Annotated in this window: 13 protein-coding genes; 10 read left to right on the plus strand and 3 right to left on the minus strand. The window is 43.3% G+C overall.

From position 1 onward, the window contains the following. Positions 1-65: 65 nt before the first annotated feature. The 4 genes from EHQ17_RS18670 (at position 66) to EHQ17_RS18685 (ending at position 5138) form a co-directional block, all read left to right on the plus strand. Positions 66-1283 carry a vitamin K epoxide reductase/DsbA family protein gene (locus EHQ17_RS18670; protein ID WP_135593561.1) on the plus strand — a complete coding sequence of 406 codons (1218 nt, stop codon included), beginning with the start codon at positions 66-68 and terminating at the stop codon, positions 1281-1283. Positions 1284-1297: 14 nt separating this feature from the next. Continuing rightward, a complete protein-coding gene (locus EHQ17_RS18675; protein ID WP_135593559.1) occupies positions 1298-1822 on the plus strand; it encodes a zinc ribbon domain-containing protein in 525 nt (174 codons plus the stop codon). A 7-nt stretch (positions 1823-1829) separates the two neighbouring features. Next, complete coding sequence (locus EHQ17_RS18680) at positions 1830-3227, plus strand: PP2C family protein-serine/threonine phosphatase (RefSeq protein WP_135593557.1); 1398 nt, start codon at positions 1830-1832, stop codon at positions 3225-3227. A 93-nt stretch (positions 3228-3320) separates the two neighbouring features. After that, on the plus strand, positions 3321-5138 hold the full coding sequence (locus EHQ17_RS18685; RefSeq protein ID WP_135593555.1) for a DUF885 domain-containing protein: 1818 nt from the start codon (positions 3321-3323) through the stop codon (positions 5136-5138). 12 nt (positions 5139-5150) lie between these two features. Here EHQ17_RS18685 and thiD read toward each other — a convergent pair whose 3' ends face one another. Together thiD and EHQ17_RS18695 are read right to left on the minus strand one after the other, a co-directional pair. Beyond that, entirely contained in the window at positions 5151-5963 is an 813-nt protein-coding gene (thiD, locus tag EHQ17_RS18690; RefSeq protein WP_135593553.1) for a bifunctional hydroxymethylpyrimidine kinase/phosphomethylpyrimidine kinase, read from the minus strand. Between the two features lie 49 nt (positions 5964-6012). Next, complete coding sequence (locus EHQ17_RS18695; protein ID WP_135593551.1) at positions 6013-6417, minus strand: MGMT family protein; 405 nt, start codon at positions 6415-6417, stop codon at positions 6013-6015. Between the two features lie 451 nt (positions 6418-6868). Here EHQ17_RS18695 and EHQ17_RS18700 point away from each other — a divergent pair, with 451 nt between their 5' ends. Next, complete coding sequence (locus tag EHQ17_RS18700; RefSeq protein ID WP_135593549.1) at positions 6869-7360, plus strand: hypothetical protein; 492 nt, start codon at positions 6869-6871, stop codon at positions 7358-7360. 146 nt (positions 7361-7506) lie between these two features. On the opposite strand, the gene EHQ17_RS18705 is transcribed toward EHQ17_RS18700, so the two are convergent. Next, positions 7507-9300 (minus strand): sensor histidine kinase, encoded by a 1794-nt coding sequence (locus tag EHQ17_RS18705; RefSeq protein ID WP_135593547.1) that lies wholly within the window; start codon positions 9298-9300, stop codon positions 7507-7509. Positions 9301-9318: 18 nt separating this feature from the next. On the opposite strand from EHQ17_RS18705, the gene rsgA reads away from it, so the two are divergent. The 5 genes from rsgA (at position 9319) to EHQ17_RS18730 (ending at position 18014) form a co-directional block, all read left to right on the plus strand. Beyond that, a complete protein-coding gene (gene rsgA, locus EHQ17_RS18710) occupies positions 9319-10278 on the plus strand; it encodes a ribosome small subunit-dependent GTPase A (RefSeq protein ID WP_135593545.1) in 960 nt (319 codons plus the stop codon). Next, a complete protein-coding gene (locus tag EHQ17_RS18715) occupies positions 10275-11585 on the plus strand; it encodes a hypothetical protein (protein WP_135593543.1) in 1311 nt (436 codons plus the stop codon). Before rsgA ends, EHQ17_RS18715 begins: the two co-directional genes overlap by 4 nt. A gap of 133 nt (positions 11586-11718) precedes the next feature. Further along, positions 11719-12648 carry a FecR family protein gene (locus tag EHQ17_RS18720; RefSeq protein ID WP_135593541.1) on the plus strand — a complete coding sequence of 310 codons (930 nt, stop codon included), beginning with the start codon at positions 11719-11721 and terminating at the stop codon, positions 12646-12648. Positions 12649-12798: 150 nt separating this feature from the next. Further along, the gene (locus EHQ17_RS18725) at positions 12799-14421 is read left to right on the plus strand and encodes an LIC10124 family lipoprotein (protein WP_135593539.1); all 1623 of its coding nucleotides are present in this window, start codon (positions 12799-12801) and stop codon (positions 14419-14421) included. After that, the gene (locus EHQ17_RS18730) at positions 14418-18014 is read left to right on the plus strand and encodes a tetratricopeptide repeat protein (RefSeq protein ID WP_135593537.1); all 3597 of its coding nucleotides are present in this window, start codon (positions 14418-14420) and stop codon (positions 18012-18014) included. The genes EHQ17_RS18725 and EHQ17_RS18730 overlap by 4 nt, the downstream gene beginning before the upstream one ends. The last annotated feature ends 7 nt before the right edge of the window (positions 18015-18021 follow it).

Below are 18021 nucleotides of genomic sequence, written 5' to 3' on the forward strand. Positions count from 1 at the left end.
TTTTCTTTCCATAGAACCAGGAACCATACATAAAGGTAAATCGATCTTACAGGTCGGGGAATATCATGAAACAATCATCCAAAAATAAAATATCCGTCGTTCTTTCCGCGTTAGGACTGATTCTTTCCTTTTTATTGATCCAAAAATATTACGGAGATCCGGGATCCGTAGGAGAAGCGTTGTGTAACACTTTGAGCGAACCCGGCTCTTGCGACAAGGTTTCCGAAAGCTCTTTTTCCGCGATCCGTAACGTTCCCGCTTTGGGAGATATTCCGATCGCGTTATTCGGTTTCGTATTCTACGGTTTCGTCGGATTTCTTTTCGTTCTTTCCGAAATCAAAAAGGAAACCGCGGATTCCAATCTTAGAATCGCTTTTTACGTTTTACTTTTGGGTTTGATCGTAGACGGGGGATTGTTCGCTATTTCCGTGGGAGTCATCCAAGCGTTATGCGGTCTTTGCGCCGCAACGTATGTAATCACGATCGCCCTTCTTGCGGTAAATTTTTCCGGCTTTAAATCCCTTTCGGATAAATCGATCCCCGCGGTTTCAGCGTCCTTGAACGGACAATACCTCAATCTTTTGATCGTTGTGCTTTCGTTTTTCGTCGTCGGTCTTTACGGCGGAAGGATATCAACGGGCGGATCCCGTTTGGTTTCCGGCGGATTCGGAGAAAAAACCGCCGCTCAGTTGATTCAAGAATTCGAAAAAACTCCGACGGTCCGGATCGATTTAAAGGATGTTCCCGTGGTCGGAGATCCGAACGCTCCGATAACCATCGTAAAATACGCGGACTTCAACTGCGGTCATTGTATGCACACTAGTAAAATCTTAAAATCTTTCCTTTCCGAATATAACGGTATTATAAAAGTTGCATATAAGAATTTTCCATTGGACGGAAACTGTAATCGTCTCGTGGGAAGAAAATCCCCGGAAGCGAGTTCTTGTGTTGCGGCAAGCGCGGCGCTTTGCGCCAATCAGCAGAATAAATTCTATCCGGTTTATACGGGTCTTTACGACGACAACGAAGCGGGCGTTATGCACACCGCTGCGACCGTAATACGACTTGCGGAAAGGAACGGTCTGAATATGGATCAATTCCGTTCTTGTATGAGTTCGACCAAGGTTCGCGATCAGATTTCCAGGGAAGTGGAAGAGGCGGAAGTCCTGAAGATCAATTCCACGCCGACTTTATTCATAAACGGCAAACCTCTTCCGAAAAGCGGAACTCCCGACGTAGATTTTCTGCGCCAGCTGATCAACCAACTGATCAATCAAAGTTGATTTCGGTTTAGTTCATGGAGACGGAGAAACGATTCTGCAGAAACTGCGGAACCCATATCTTGCAGGATTCCGTTCAGTGCGTTTTTTGCGGATCGTTTCAATCTTCCAAAGCGGTTTCTTTTTTCCGATATCTTTCCGAAAGTAAGTTTTTAAGACTTAAAGTTTTTTATCCGGGAATTCCGATATCCGGAATCGCGTTTTTCGTTTTTTATTTTCTTTTCGGAAGGGAGTTTCTTTCCTTCAAGGCGCCTCTTTTGTTTTCGATTTGGTCTCTGTTCTTTTCGATTTCGGGTTGGATCGGAGAAGTCATTTTGGATCTGAAATTCAGAGGAGACGTAAAAGATTTTCGGGAAGGATTTATAGAATGGCAAAAACATCTTTATGATCGTTCTCCGTATCTTTCCTACTTGGGAATGGTCCTTTTCGTAGCAACTCCGCTGATTCAATGGCAAAATTCTCTGTCCTTTTCTTTCGTTTCGGCCACGATTTGGACCGGCTTGCTCTCCTTCATCGTTTTTGTCATCGTTCCTTTACTCTGAAAGTTTCATGTCTTTTTCCGATTTTAAAAAGGCGTTTCGTCTTCCTATAACCCTCAATTCGATTTTAGGAGGGGCTTTCGTTTCCGTTTTGTTTTCCGTTCTTAAGTTTTCGAATACGGAAGGATTGGAGAATATTTCCTATCTTGAACTTTCGCTTTTTGTAATATTGAATGCGCTCAGTGCGATCCCGCTCAATTATCAATTGGCTTCCGGAAAATGGAATCTTCAAAAATGGACGCGCGTCTCTTTTTTCGCATGGTATGTTCCCATGCTTTTTTTCAATGCGTGGCTTGCGGTCCAAGTTCCGGATTTTTTGGTCGTTATGGTTACGATTCTATACGCGGCTTATCTGGGTTCCTTCGGCGTGATGAAACGGCGTTATTTCATATTTGGTGCGTTGATCTATTCATCGTCTTTGTTCTTTCTTTATTTTACGGGAGTGGCCGGAACTCCCCCGGTCCGTTTTTCGGACCGCACTTTGGTGATATTTTTTATCGTTCTCGTACTGACGATACTCATCTATTTCTACTGGATGAGTGTGACCTCCGGTTTTCTAAAAAGTCAGAGTGAAACGGTGCAAAGGTTATTGCGCGAGTCCCGTAAAGACAAACGTAAGTTGTCCGAAGAAAGGCAAACGATCGAAGACCTGATGACGAGATTGAACAAATCATTTCAGATCATCAAAAAGGATTTGTCCACCGCCACTCGAATCCAAAAAAGTATCCTTCCTTCCGGATTCGACCAATACCAAGACGTTTTAGTGTGCGCGGAATATTTTCCCCGGGACGAGGTGGGAGGCGATTTATACGACGTAGCACGTCTCGGAGACGGAACATATCGGTTTTTTCTCGCCGACGCAACGGGTCACGGAGTACAGGGCGCGTTGATAACTATGGCGATCAAAGTGAATTACGAATTCGTAAAGTATTCCGGAAAAAGCCCGGGTGAAATATTAGAAATTTTGAATACAGAATTCATATCAAAATTCAGATCGCTGAATCTTTACTATACTTGTATTCTCGCCGATTTGGATCTGAAAAAAGGGATTCTGAGATATTCTTCGGCCGGACATCCGGAGCAGATCCTTCTTCAAGGAAGGGAACCGCACAAACTTCCTAAAACCGGAAGAATGATCGGACTTTCGCCGACATCCATTTATCGAGATAAGATCCTTAAGATCGACGCCGGAGATAAATTATTTCTTTTTTCGGACGGCCTTTTCGAGGAGCAAAACGAGGAACGCCGATTTTTCGGAGAGGAACGTCTTTATGAGATATTTAAGAGCGGCTCAGACGAAGATGTACGTCAAACCGTGGACCTTGTTCTTAAAGAATTACGCGATTTTTTAAACGGAACTCCGTTTCAGGACGATCTTACTTTTATAGGCATCGAAATACCTGAATAGTATTCCGTCTTCGGAAAACTTTTTTCGATTTTTGGTTCGCGATTTCGTAAAATAGAATTTTCATTCATCCGTTCTTTCGATATCAGTGATTTCATGTCGTATTCCAAAATCATAAAACGTTCCCTTTTAGTTCCGTTAATTTCGATTGCCGTATGTTTCGGTCTGATCGTTCATACGATTTTTTTTAAACCGCTTACACTCGGATTGTTCTACGAAAAATTTTTTTGGGAATCGATTCTGGAAGATCCGGAATATCTTACTTCCTTGGGGGTTCTCAGCCGATTTGGAATCACTGGATATCAGAAAAAACTAACGGACATATCGGTCGAAAAACAAAAGCAGGATTTGGAAATGGCGAGGAAAAACCTTGAAATTCTTAGATCCTACGGAAAGGAAGGTTTGAACGGCCAGGAGCTTCTTTCGTTCGAAATTTTAGAATGGTCTTTGGAATTGCGGGTTTCCGGCGGAAAGTTTTTATTTCACGATTATCCCGCTAATCAGCTTTTCGGAGTTCAAAGTCAACTCCCCACTTTTTTGGCGACTCAACATCCGATTAAAAATAGATCCGACGCAGAGGATTATATCGTTCGATTGGAAGCGGTTCCTAAAAAGATAGAACAACTCATCGAAGGAATTCTGCTTCGGGAACGAAAAGGAATTCTTCCTCCCGATTTCATTCTGGACCGTTTGATATCCGAAGTGCGGGGGTTTATTTCCTCTTCTGCAAAGGAGAATCTTTTATATACTTCATTCGAAAGGAAGATTGGCAAAATAGATTCGATACCTAAGGAGGAAAAGATACGACTTCTTTCCCGGGCGGAAGAATCGATAAAAAGCAGTATATTTCCTGAATATTCAAAATTGTTAAATCTTTTTTCGGAGCAGAGAAAAAAGGCCGATTCCAAGGCCGGTGTTTGGAAATTGCCGGAAGGGGACGAATATTACGCGCAGGAATTAAAAAAACACACGACTACAGATTTGAGCGCGGAGGAAATCCACAAACTGGGATTGTCCGAGGTGGAACGAATTCAGAACGAAATGAAGTTCATACTAAAAAGATTGGGAAAATCCGGCTCGATTCCCTCCGTCATGGCGGAACTCCGCAGAGATCCGGAATTTTTATTTCCGGATACGGAGGATGGAAAAACACAAGCTCTAGAAGAATATAAGAATATTCTAAAAGATTCGATCCAAAAAACGGAGCCTTTATTCGGCAGAATGCCCGAAAGTAAGGTGGAAGTGGAAAGAATCCCCGTCTTCAAGGAAAAAACCGCTCCCGGGGCATACTACGACGAACCGGCGTTAGACGGTTCAAGACCCGGAATTTTTTACGCTAATTTGCGCGATACCAAGGAAATTCCCAAGTTCGGAATGAGAACTTTAACCTATCATGAGGCTATTCCGGGCCATCATCTTCAGATTGCGATCATGCAGGAATTGAAAGGGCTTCCCCGTTTCAGAAATACGATCACTTTCACCGCCTACGTGGAAGGTTGGGCTTTATACGCGGAGCGTCTCGCCAAGGATTACGATTTTTTCAACGATCCGTATTCCGATTTAGGAAGACTACAAGCAGAACTTTTCCGCGCGGTCCGTTTGGTGGTGGATACCGGATTACATTACAAACGTTGGAGTAGGGAACAGGCGATCTCGTATATGATGGAAAATACTGGAATGCCTCCGAAAGACGTGACTGCGGAAATAGAACGTTACATCGTTTACCCGGGGCAGGCTTGTTCGTATAAACTAGGTATGTTGAAAATTCTCGAGCTGAGGGAAAAGGTCCGCGCGGTAAAAAAGGAAAAGTTCGACATCAAGGAATTTCATTCCGCTGTTTTGGAAAGCGGTTCTCTTCCTCTGACGATTTTGGAAAAAACCGTAAACGAAAAATTGTTAAACGAAACAAAATGACCGTTTCCGATTTTAGGAAGCGTACGGCGTATGATCCAGGGTTTTGTCCTTTCCGGCATAGTAGGCGTGTTCTATCGCGGCGTGAAGATATTCCTTCGCTTTAAAAATGGAATCCGTTAAACCGAAATTTCTCGCGATATGTGCAGCTATCGCCGAAGAATAAGTGCAACCTGTTCCGTGCGGATAAAATCCTTCTACGAATGGCTTTCGGAATGTTGCGGAATTTTTTCCGTCGAAAAAAACGTCGAGAGCGATCGTTTCGTTCTTTAAATGTCCGCCTTTGAGAAGTACGGGAACGCGATAGATTTCGAAGATTTCACGGACTAAGGCGTCCATTTCCGAAGCGGTTTCGATTTTTTTTCCGGAAAGGATTTCGGCTTCGTCCAGGTTCGGAGTAATTAAATCGGAAATCGGAATCAGTTTTCGCAATAGTATCTCGATCGCGGAATCCTGTAAAAGTTTCGCCCCGCTTGTTGCCACCATAACCGGATCTACAACCAGGGAAAAAGATTTTCCTTTTTTCTTATATTCGCTTAACAACGAAAAGGTTTTATCTATGATCGCAGCGGAAAAAAGCATTCCGGTTTTTACCGTTTTTACGGGGAAATAATCCATAACGGCCCGTATTTGTTTTTCGAGAAAATCGGAATCGACCTCTAAAATTCCTGTCACAACGGAAGGATTTTGTGAGGTTAAGCAAGTGATCGCCGAAGTTCCAAAGACGTCTAACGCGGTAAAGGTTTTTAGATCCGCTTGAATTCCCGCTCCGCCTCCCGAATCCGAACCGGCTACGGTCAAAACGACGGGTTTATTTCTTATCGTCATATTCTGCTAAATCCTATCCGAGGATCGATTTGCAAACAACGAAAGAAATTCATTTCGTATTATTTTTCGGATTTCGTTTATTTCGAGACGGAGCCGACGTTAAACTAGGCCATCCGAACCGTTTCCAATCGACCGTTTCCGTAGAATCGAACACGATCCCCTCGTCCTCCAATATTTTTTTCTGTAAAATCGACCGGTCCGTATCTCCTCGGAAGGAGATTTTCCCCCGACCGTTGATCACCCTTTGCCAGGGAACCTTTTGTTCCTGGTCCTTAGACAAGGCATTTAACGCGTATCCTACTGCGCGAGCCGCCCTCGGTTTCCCCAAAAGGGCCGCGATCCGTCCGTACGAACTTACCTTTCCTTTGGGAATTTTCCTAACGAGAGCGTAAACTTTCTTAAAAAAAGAAATTTCTTCGCTGGGATCTTCATTCTTCTCTATTTTATTTTTCATTCTCTCTATATATCAAAAAATTGCGAAAAGGAACGATTTTATTCAACGAAATTTGAATATTCAGTTTCGATTGAATATTGTAAGGTTCTCAAAAATCGAAATCACTTGACTCGTCCGCGATCCGCATATTCTTTAGAAATCCGTGATTTTTATAAAATTAAGCGCGAATCAAAGGATCTTTCTGTTTTCGGTTTTATTTTTGACTCAATTCGATTGTAAAACATCGAAACAGAATCTTTCTTCCTTGGAAGAAACGTCTACGTCTTTATCCGAATTAAAACGGTCGCACATCGCCGATCCGTGTACCGGAAAAAATTCAGAGGAACAAATACCGCCAAAAACAATTTTGTATTATCCTAAACCGAAAAATCCTAAAGAGCCGCATATAGTTAGCGTAGAAGTCACTTATGCGCCGATCAACAACGAATTACGACCTGAAGATCGTTCGAAAATGTCCTCTTATTTAAAACCGTTGGATACGATCTTGGAATTTCGAGAAAAAGTCGCTCAAAACACCGTACAATGGAGAAAACCGGAAGAGGATGCAGATTGCGAAAGGAAATTTCTTACAACAGAAATACCCTGCGAATTACAAGGCGAGTTTTCACATCTAAAACGGCGCGGAGAAATTTCTAGAGCTTGGTATTATTACTCGAACCAAGGACCGAGTTATCTAAAGTTAGAATTCGCCGATCGCTCCAAAATCTACTTGGAAGGCGGAATGTTTACCGCCTGGAAGAAAACACGAGAAAATATCCGGTTTATTGCTTGGAAAAAAACGCGAGCGAATATAGACGTTTTAATATCCAGATTGGAAAAAATCGAATCCCATGACGGTAAAGGATTCATTTATCTCTTCGCAAAAAAGGAAACAGGAGGTAAATTGAAATATCTTTCCGAAAAGGAATTGGTTGTTAAATTACCTTCAAAAACGGATCCGTAACCCTTCCTTAGATAAGGAAAGTTAAGAAGTTTTATCCCGGTTTTTTGGCGGATTCGTTCGTTATCACTTTTGTTCTCTTCGAGAAATCGTTTTAAAAAATTAATAAATTAGAATAAACAAATATACTAAACTTATCCACGGGTTTTCTAAATTTCCGGATTTATGGGGAGTTCCACGCGGAATACGGTTTTTCCAGGATCGGAGGTCAGCAAAATTTTTCCCTTGTGTTTTTCCACGATTCCTTTTACGATCCCCAGGCCCAATCCGGTTCCTTCTCCCTGATCCTTGGTCGTAAAAAACGGATCCCAAATCCGATCCTGAATTTTGGCGGGAATTCCCGGACCGTCGTCCTGTATCTGCACGATCACGTTCCTATCCGAAGTGAAAACGGATATTTCGATTTTTCCTTTTCCCTTTAACGCCTGAATCGCGTTCTGAATGAGATTGGTCCAAACCTGATTCAGTTCGTCCGGATTGCAGATTACGGGCGGAATCGGTTTGAAGTTGCGTATCACTTCGATTCCGTATTTGATCTGATTGTGCAGAATCACAAGAGTCGTTTCCAATCCTTCGACGATATCCGCGGAAACGAAGGATTTGGATTGATCCAAATGGGAATAGGATTTAAGAGCTTTTACGATCCTAACCACGTTGCGTATCGCATAACGTATGTTTTTGATGTTACGGTTGATGTTGGTTGCGTTTTTGAGCATAAGATATCCGCGGTCGTCGTCGCCCAAAATGATATTGTATATGTATTTTCTCTCTTCTCCGATCTGGTTTTCTATGATGAAGTTGGAAAGATCGCCCGCCAAAGAAGGATCGAATTTCATTTCCTTCATTTCTTCCTTGAGTTGCGTTTTCAGTCGGAACTTTTCCTTGGAATCCAAGTCCGAATTTTTTTTATCCCGTAAAAGATGTAATAAGGCCAATTCGAAATTCTTGCGTAAACCTTTGTTCTCCGCGAGGAGAATGATGTCGAAGATATTCCGCACCAGATAATTCATGTTCTGATCCAAATTGTCGGCGGCCCCGTTGATCACACCCGCGGGCGTATTGATCTCGTGCGCGATGCCCGCAACCATGATACCGAGAGAAGCCATCTTTTCGGACATGATAAGTTGCGATTGTGCGTTTTCCAATTCCCGTGTGCGGATTTTCACCTTTTCCTCGAGTGTTTCCGTCAGCTCGATCAGACGTTCGTAGAAGATGGCGTTGGACAAAGCCATCACCGAAGAGGACCTGATCTCGTTCAGCTTAACGATTTCCTGTTTGGAATATTTTTTTCCGTTTTTTCTTTTCCCCAACACGATCATTCCTAAAAGACTTTTATTGAGGATCAATGGAACCACGAGTTCCGCTTCCGTAGTTTTGAAAAAAATCTCGGCGTGGTTTTTGATTTTGAAAAGATTCGAATCGGATTCAAAATCCGTAAAGTGATAGATGTCGTCGTTTTCAGTGATCCACAATAGGAACGGATCGAAAATGAAAAATTGGATTTCGCCGGAATCGGGAAACGGCGCAAACTTTCCCATTTCTTCCCTCCACAAAAAGACGGTCACCTTTTTTGCCGGAATTATCGTACTTATGAATTTTACGATTTTCTCACATACCAAATCGGTGCGGTTGGTCGCGATTAAATCGTTCTTGAATTGATCCAAAGCGGAAAGATACTTTACGATTTCCACGTTCGAGGTTTGTAAAAACGGAAAAATTTTTCCTAAGAATCTGCTGGAAATTCTCCTTAAAATCCGGATCGATATTATATAAACCAAAAATCCCAAAACCGCGGCGGGAATCAGAGACAGAAGTAGTCTGAGGATTTCGAAATTAAAGAAATGAAATGACCGCAAAATTAGGACGGAGATAAGCTGAAAACCGGCTATCAAAAAAATGAGATATAGGATCGGGCCTAGGGCGTTGAGTCGGCGGTCGGGCATAAGAAATGCGTTAGAATCATGGTAGATCAGGATAAATCAGTCAAAGAGTTTTTTGTAATTTCCAGGGTTTACGGAGCCTACTATGAAATTTATTCCGAAACGAGAGGAATCGTCCGTGCGTTTTTGCGCGGTAAGCTGAGGACGATTTCCGCAGAGGAAAGACATCCTTTCGTCGTCGGAGATCGGATTCTGGCGGAGCCTTCCTCCGGTAAGGATTGGGTAATTTCCGAAAGGATGGAACGGAAATCGTTTCTTACGAGAAAAAGCCGCACAGGTGATACACAGGTTCTTTGTGCGAACGCGGATCAAACCGCTGTCCTTGTTTCGTTAAAATCTCCGGAAACGAAGGACGGATTCATCGATCGTTGTCTTGCCGCGGTGTTTACTTCCAACACAAAACCGCTGATTCTTTTCACCAAATCGGATTTGGTGAACTCCGAAGAAATCGAATCGCGGTTGAAAACGTATCGTGATTTGGGGTATCGGGTTTTGGCGGTTTCCTGCGCGGACGGGAACGGTTTGGCGGAGTTGTGGAGTTTTTTGAAGGGAAAAACCACGTTTTTGGTGGGAAACTCCGGAGTGGGAAAATCCACGTTGCTCAACTCCTTGATTCGAAAGGAAGTCCAGAAAACTTCGGGGATCAGTTCTTCCACCGATAAAGGAAAACATACCACCACGAATTCGCTTTTGCTCGTGTTAGACGAAGATACGGTTTTGATCGATTCTCCCGGAATCAAGGAATGGGGAATTCTTCACCTAAAAAAAGAGGAAATTATGGAGAGTTTTCCCGAACTCTTTAGTCAAAAAAAGCATTGTGAAGAATCGAATTGTTGTAATCTTTCTTCCGATTGCGCGATGTTATCCGCCATGCAGGGCGATGAAATCATGACCTTGGAAAGAAAAAAAAGTCTCGAATCGATGATCACAAGTCTCGATAATCCACATAGGGTCACACGGAGAGATAGAATTTCAAAATGAAAGTGACGCATTCCAGTCTTGAATTTGATTCCATCGACGACCTGATCGATTTCACAAAAGAATTCGAAACGGGTTCCATGATCCGCTTTCTTTCTCCGATAGAGGACAATTCCGGTAATGTTCTCGTAAAAGAGGAGGTTCAGGTAAAAGAATCGGCTCTCGCTCGTCTCAAGGACATCAAAGGGCAGTACAATCCGAAATTCGACGTAAAACTCAACAAAGAACTGTTGGAGCAGATCCGGAACATTCTTTCCATGAAAATCGTCGATCAGTTGAAAATTTCGGACATGAAATTCCTCAAGTTCATGTACGAAAATTCGATCTACAACTACAAGGGAATCATCCGGAATTCACTTCTTTCCAAAAAAGTAATATTAACGCTCCTTAAAGTATATAATCAGAATATACATTTTTTCAAATATATCAGCGAGCTCGGTCTTCTTACCCTCGGAATCGTGATGATTCCCGATACGATGAAATTCCGACTTTTGAGGAGATACGCCTTTACCGCCGGGCTTTTGATGGATATTCCGAGGATCGGGACGGACCGGTTTACCCACCTTCCATCCGAGGACGGGGAAAAGGTTCGAGTAGTGAAAAAATGTTCCGATATCCTTCAAAAACTCGATCTACAGGATTTCATTTACAGTTCGATCGCCAATCATATCCCTTTGGGAATGACCGAAAATCCGGAAAAGCCGATTTCCGTGGAAAAGAACGGTCAAAACGAAACCTTGAACGAGACGTTTTTGGACGATATCCTTTCCAACGACGGGGAAAGCGACAGTAACAGCGATATCGCTCAAGAGGATGCGGTCGCGGAAAAGTCGCACGATTTTTTCCAGGCGCTTTTGACGGATGCGCTCAAACTCGCGCGTTATATCGCCCACGTAAGTCACAACGCGAGCGATAAGGATTACGTTATGGAAGAGTTGGTGTATTATATCGCGTACAACACTTCGCGGAAATATTTCGACGAACTTCTGGCAAATCCTCTCGTGAGCATTTTTAAGGAATTCGAAGGGAACGTTCAACGTCTCCGTAAAATCGCGGAAGTAGAAATGAAATGTGTTTTCCCGCCTTCGGCTTGGGCTTATCCGAAACCGAAATCGAGTCAGGTCCTTTGCAAAAATAAGGTTTGGAGCTGTCCCAATATCGTCATGGGTTGGGACATTCATGTGATCACGGCACAAGAGGCTTTCGGTTGGGTAGGAACCAGCTTACCGGTGGACAATTATCCGAAATGTAAATTGGAAGAAGAGTTGGATGCGATCTCTCACGAACCGGAAAATCCTAAGAAAAAATAATTCGATAGGAATTCTTCCGTATTTTAATGGAAATTCGTAACATCTTGTGTTATAACTAAATCAGACTTACTGCAAATTTCTACTTGTAAGATTGTAGTTTATATTGCATTCTTTCGTAATGTTCGGGGGTAGTATGAAACGTATCATAATGATCGTCGCAAGTTACGCAATTCTGGCGTATTTGGCGGCGTGTAGCACTCACAAATCTACGGGCGGAGATCAGATCAAATCCGAGTCCGAAACCGTAACCGCAAGAATCGTATGGGTTCTTGGAGACGTAAAAATTGTTTCCGATTCCGGGGATAAAAAAGCCGAATTAGGGGCTGTTCTTTCCGCGACCGATCGTGTAGTGACCGGAGCGACCGGTGGAGCGGAGATAATGGTTGCCGACAGCGGTATCATCAAAATGTCCAAAAATTCGGACATAGCGATTTCCACTTTGATGAATCCGAACGGTTCCGATACGAACGTTCAGGTCAATTACGGAAAAATCGTCACTATGGTCAAAAAAGGTCAAAAGGGAACCGAGTTTTCGGTCTCTACTCCGACCGCACTCGCAGGCGTTCGAGGAACTTCCTTCCTGACTTCCGTGGAACATCCGGAAGGATCTAAGGTAAATTGTGCGAAAGAAAGTTGTACGATTCGTTTTGCGGTTATCGAAGGGACCATCGCCGTTTCCAAAAAAGGCGAAACTTCCGAAGTGATTCTCAATAAAAACCGTGAAATTAAAATCGAAAAGAATCAGAAATTAACGGAGCAGTTGATTCGTTCCCTACAGAAGGATTCTCTTTCCGAAATGAAAGAACTGATCGTACTTCATAAAAACGAAACGTTCGAATACGGAAAACTCGTGGAGGAATTGAAGTCTTCGAGCGAAGAGCTGAAGATTCTCAGTCAGTCGGGTTCCGTGGACGAGGTCAAAGCGGAATTCCAAAAACGCGAAGCCAATCGTAACAACGCGGACGAGGTAACAAAAACCGCCAAAGCTGTGAACGAAACCAAGTACGTTCAACAAGACGTTCAAAAGGAAAAACTGAAGTTAAATCCTAAGGAAACATTTTAGGATCTCTGTTTGCCCTGAACGGTTCAAAACCGGGGAATTTTCCCCGGTTTTTTATTTTTAAGTCAATTCGTGAAAATTACGGATGATTCCGATCCGGAAATTTTTTATACTGGTTATCTCATTTATCTTTACGAAACCAACTGAGCTTTTATGAAATCGATTCTTACATTAATTTTCGTATTCTTTCTCTTCGTAGTTTCCTCTCCCGTTTTTTTCGGTTGTTCTTCCGTACAAAAGATCGAAAATTTCAGTTCGGTTTTACAAGAACCGACTTACAAAGCGTTGAGCGAAGATGAAATCGTTCAGGGAAACAACTCTTCTTCGGACTATAAAATTCGTAAAAACGGAAACAACGAGCCGATCTTCGTTTTGGCTCCCGTACAAATTCCCGCGGGAATGGATCCGAAATTGTCCGCTTTCTTAAACGACGAGATTCGTTTGATTTGGGCCAAAGTAAAAGGGAAACAAGTACGGATCGCGGACGCGGTTTGGAAAAATCCATCGCAACTTTCCGCCGAATTCAAGAAGTCGGAAGTGGACGCAGTGGTTCGTACTTCGATCCGGGAAGCGGAAGGGAAGTGGCTCGTGACTCAAAAAATCGAAGATCCGGTGAAAGAAATCGTCTACGGCAAGTTAGACGCTTCGTTTCAACCTCCTTCTTCGCAAAACGAATTACAGGCCAATCAGGTTTATTACTTAAAACATTCCTCCGGGGTTTTGGCTTTGGATCCGAAAAATTCCTTGGTTCCAATTTGGGAAAAATCACTGAGTTCCGGAGAAATCGATTCGATCCTGAAAAAATCGATTCAGGGTTATCTTTCTTTCAGTGCGTCCTCGGCGGATACGGAGGTAGTGTTTCAAGGAGAAAAAATAGGGATCTCCTATTTCAGAAATTATCCTCTTCCCGAAGGATCGCAACAGATCCAAATCACACGCCCCGGACAAAAGGACGTTCTCAAAACGATCCAAATCCGTGCGGGACAAACCGTTTCCTTATATCAGGAATGGAAGGAAGACCGCACCTTGGGCGGAATCCGAATTCTGAGTTTTCCGGAAGCTCTTCAGGTGGCCCTGGACGGATTTAGAAACGGAGAAACCCCGTTTTACAGAAGTAATCTTCCTGCGGGCGCGCTACAGCTCGAACTTTTGAAAGATACGGAAAAAGGGCCTTTGGTGTATTACGAAGGCCAATTGGTCGTTCAATCCGATAAAATTACGGAAATCGCCCTTCCTTATAAGGCGGAAAATCTCGTCGTTGAACCGGAATTTTGGAAACTTTCCGGAGAAAAAGGATTTCAGGCCTTTGCCGGTAAGACATTAGATTTTCAGAATGTTTCCAATCTCCCTCCGGGTTGGTTCGGGGTCTTTTCCGTTCCGTTTGTCGCGGAAAATTTGGAGATATCCGGTGTCATTCCGATCTCTTCCGAATCCGACGGAGGGATCGTCGCCTTTTCCCTTCATACGCCCAAAAAAACCGTCAGCTTGGAATACGAAAAAGAAAGACTCAGCGTTTATACGTTTCCTTCGGACGGAAAGGATTTGGGGAGTTACCGTTTTAAAAAGGAAGAAAAAGAGGAAGGTCGTCCGTTTCGAATCGTAACCGATCTGAAAGAAGGAACGATCCGTCTTTATTTAGGATATTCTAAAGTTTTGGAAGATAAGTTGGATCCGGCTTCCGGAGCCTGGAGAATTTCCGTCGTTACGAGAGGGGAAAAGTTCTCGAAACGTTCTCCGATTCGAAATCTTAAGATCGAATATAAGGGTTATAAATGAAAGGTCTCAATTCCATGAAGAATTATTTCGCTCCGTTTATCGTACTCATTCTGTTAGGCGGTTCCTTATTCCTAAATTGTGCGAGTAAGGAATTCAGAAAATCGCAGACTCAGGATTCCGTTTTGGAAAAGGATTCCGCTGCCCGGGAAAAATTAAAACGAGTCTCCAAAATATTAAACGACGGGAATTCCTTTTTTCAAAAAGGGAATTACGACAAGGCTTTGGAAAAAGCCAATCTCGCGATCAATACGTATCCGACCGCTCCCGGTTATTATTTAGCCGGTATTTCGGAATACAAAATGGGAAAAAACGAAGAGGCGCTGGCTTCCCTCAAAAAAGGAACGGAGATCGATCCTGAAAACGAACAGATCCTTTTGACGTTAGGCATCATTTATACGGCGGAAGGTAAAAACGAAAGCGCGATCGAAGTTTACTCCAAATTGGAAACTTTACCCGTTAAGGAAAAATACAATTACTCCTTCAAAAAAGCGGTCCTTCTTAAGAATCAGGGAAAATTCGAACAGGCATATTCCACTTTAAAGAGTATTCCAAAAAACGAATTCGCTTTTCCCGCACAGTTGAATATGCAGCTCGGCGACGCGGCGGTTCAGCTTAAAAAATACGAGGAAGCGGAAGCCTATTTCGAAGAGGCGAGAAAAAACGACCCCGAGTTGATTTCCGCCAAAAAGTCCGCGTCCGTTACACGGGTCGCTTCCGCATTGGAAAACGGAAACCAGGCGATGCGCCGTAAGAATTACAAGGAGGCTGCCTCCCATTTTCAAACAGCGGTTCAAAACGATCCCAAAAATCCGGCTCCGTATATCTTTTTGGGAAATGCCAGAATCTTAAACGGAGAATACGAGGCCGCGCTCAAGGCGTTCGAAACTTCCCTTTCTCTGAAGTCCGATTATCAGGAAGCGATTTCCGGAATCGCGGCGGTTCATTATAAAACCGGAAACTATAGAAAGTCCGTCGTCGTTTTAGAAAAGGCGATCGCAACGTTTCCGAACAACGCCGTGTATCAGAATCAGATGGGCCTCAATATGAAAAGCCTGGGTGAATCCGCAAAAGCGTTGGTTTATTTTACGCGTGCCCAGGAATTGGATCCTTCCTTTGCCGAGCCGGTTACCAATCTCGTATTTCTTCTCATTGCGGAAAATCGTTTTAAAACGGCGCGTAAGGAAGCGGAGTCCTTAAAAGCCGAAGCCGAAAAAAAACAAATCATCGCGTTCATCGACGTTTCCGAGCAGATTTACGAAGGGGACAAACATCTAAGGAAGGGAGATTTTAAAGGAGCCAAAGGCTTTTACGAAAAAGCGAAAAAGGCTTCTTCGGAAGAACCTTCCGTTTACAACGCGTTCGGAAGATTGTATTTCATTTCCGGAGATCCGAAAACTTCCGAAGAGAACTTTAAAAAAGCGTTGAATATCGACAAACAGAATATTCCCGCGTTTCAAGGTTTGATTCGTTTGTATTCGGCGCAAAAAAATCAGACTTTGGCGAATCAATACACGAAAGAATTGGAAAATCTCACCGGGAACGATCCTTCCGCGGCAATCGTCCTCGGAAGAACATACGAGGATAAGAAGGAATACGATAAAGCGGAATCGGTTTATAAAAATCTTCAGAAAAAATTTCCGAATCACGAAGCGGTTAACTTCCGTTTGGCGATGTTATACTACAAAATCGCTTTGGAAGAAAACGAAAAGAACAATCACGATTCAGCACTTTCTTGGATTTCGAAAGCGGAAAAGTTATCCAAAGATATTCCCGAGTTGGCGGAAACGAGAAAAACGATTCAGGAAAATCAGAAATTCGCGACCGTGATTCCCACGATTCAAAAGGCCAACAAATCGTTCGACGCCGCGCAGTACGAAAAAGCCATCCCTTTGTATCAGGAGGCGTTTCAGAAAACCGGAAAGTTGACCTTATATATTAAAATAGCTGAATGTTATCTCGCCCTCGGCAACGAGGAGAAAGGGATTTCGATGTTGGAAAATCCGCCGCAAGGAGGACGTAACCTTCAGGCTAGGGAAGCGATCAACGCGTTCCTCCTGAGAAAAGGCGAGATCGATAAGGCGGAAGAGGGGTTTAAGGAGATTCTCTCCAAAAAGCCGGATTCCTATTACAGTCATTATCAAATGGGAATCATCCATCTTCAGAGGAAAAAATACGAAGCCTCCGCGGACGCGTTCGATCGTTCCATTCTTTTGAATACGGATTTCGTCGCTGCCCGCATCGGAAAAGGAATTTCCACGTATCATTCCGGAAATAAAAAATTGGCGAAGGAGGAGTTCGAAACCGCGATGCAGCAGGATTCCGAAAACGAATTGGCTCCTTACAATATCGGGATCATACTTTTTAACGATAATTTATACAACGAAGCAATCACGATCTTCAAGGAAATCATTCAGAAAAATCCGGAGTTTCCGGACGCACACTATCAAATTTCCTATATCTATTATAAACGCGGGGATTTGGATGCGGCGGAAAAAGAAATCCGAAAGGCGCTTGAATTGGAGAGAAACGAAAGGAACCTTTTCGCTTTGATCCGGATTCTTTCCGATCAAAAAACGAAGATGGCCAACCCGGCGGTGAAAAAAGAGGTTTTGGACTTAGGCCGCGAGATCGCCGAAAAATTCCCCGCTTCTCCCTACGCAAGTCAGGCGGAAAAACTCGTCATTTCCGACGAGGACAATCCGGTCATACTTCAATCCTATCAAAGCAGAGGAAAGTTGGTCGGTGTTCCGCTTTTGATCAACGACTCGGTGATTCTAAACTACGGAACGAGTGTCGAATCCTTGGATAAGGATAGAGGCGTTCGTCATTGGAGAATTCAAACTTCCGCTCCGTTTAAATTCATCTTGGCCGATAAACGACTGATAGGAATTTCCGAAAAAAAAATGGAGGTAATGGATTTAAAAACCGGAATCATATTGCGAGAATCTAAATTACCTTCCGGTGAAATCAAAAAAGCGGTTCTTTCCGGAGAAAACATTCTCGTGGAAATGGTTTCCGGAAAAAATTCCAAGATATACAGTTATTCGGATCAGCTGGAACAAAACGGCTCCGTTTCTTTCGAGGGAAATTTTTGGTCCGCGATCAAATCGGGAACCTTGTTTACCGTAACTCAACAAAAAGATACGATTCAAACTGCGGCTTATGATTCCTCTTTGAAGGATACGAACGCTAAAAAAACGAATCAGAAATCCTTCGGTGATTTGAGATATCTGGGTTCATACGATTCCGGAATCTTTTATCTTTCCGGTAAAAAAATCGTTTCCTTGGATAAGGACAATTCGACCTCACTGGATCTTCCCGCGGAATCCGCTTCGCAGTTCGTAGTGCGTTCCCCGTATTTATGGTTCCATTCCGGAAAAACGGTTTATCGCGTGGAGGCGGGCTCTCTAAAGCAGAATTCGTTTACGGCGGAGGCTTCCGATATCGAAGGAATTCTTCCGGGCAAAAAGGACGACGCGATCGTGTTATTTAAATCGGGAAAAGCGATCCGATACGGACTCGACGGCAAACCTCTTTGGTCTTATCCTTTGAAAGACGAAACCGGAAAGGTCTATTCGCTCGTTTATCGTTAAACGAAGA

Source organism: Leptospira gomenensis, from assembly GCF_004770155.1.
In the GTDB taxonomy this organism is placed as follows: Bacteria; Spirochaetota; Leptospiria; order Leptospirales; family Leptospiraceae; genus Leptospira; species Leptospira gomenensis.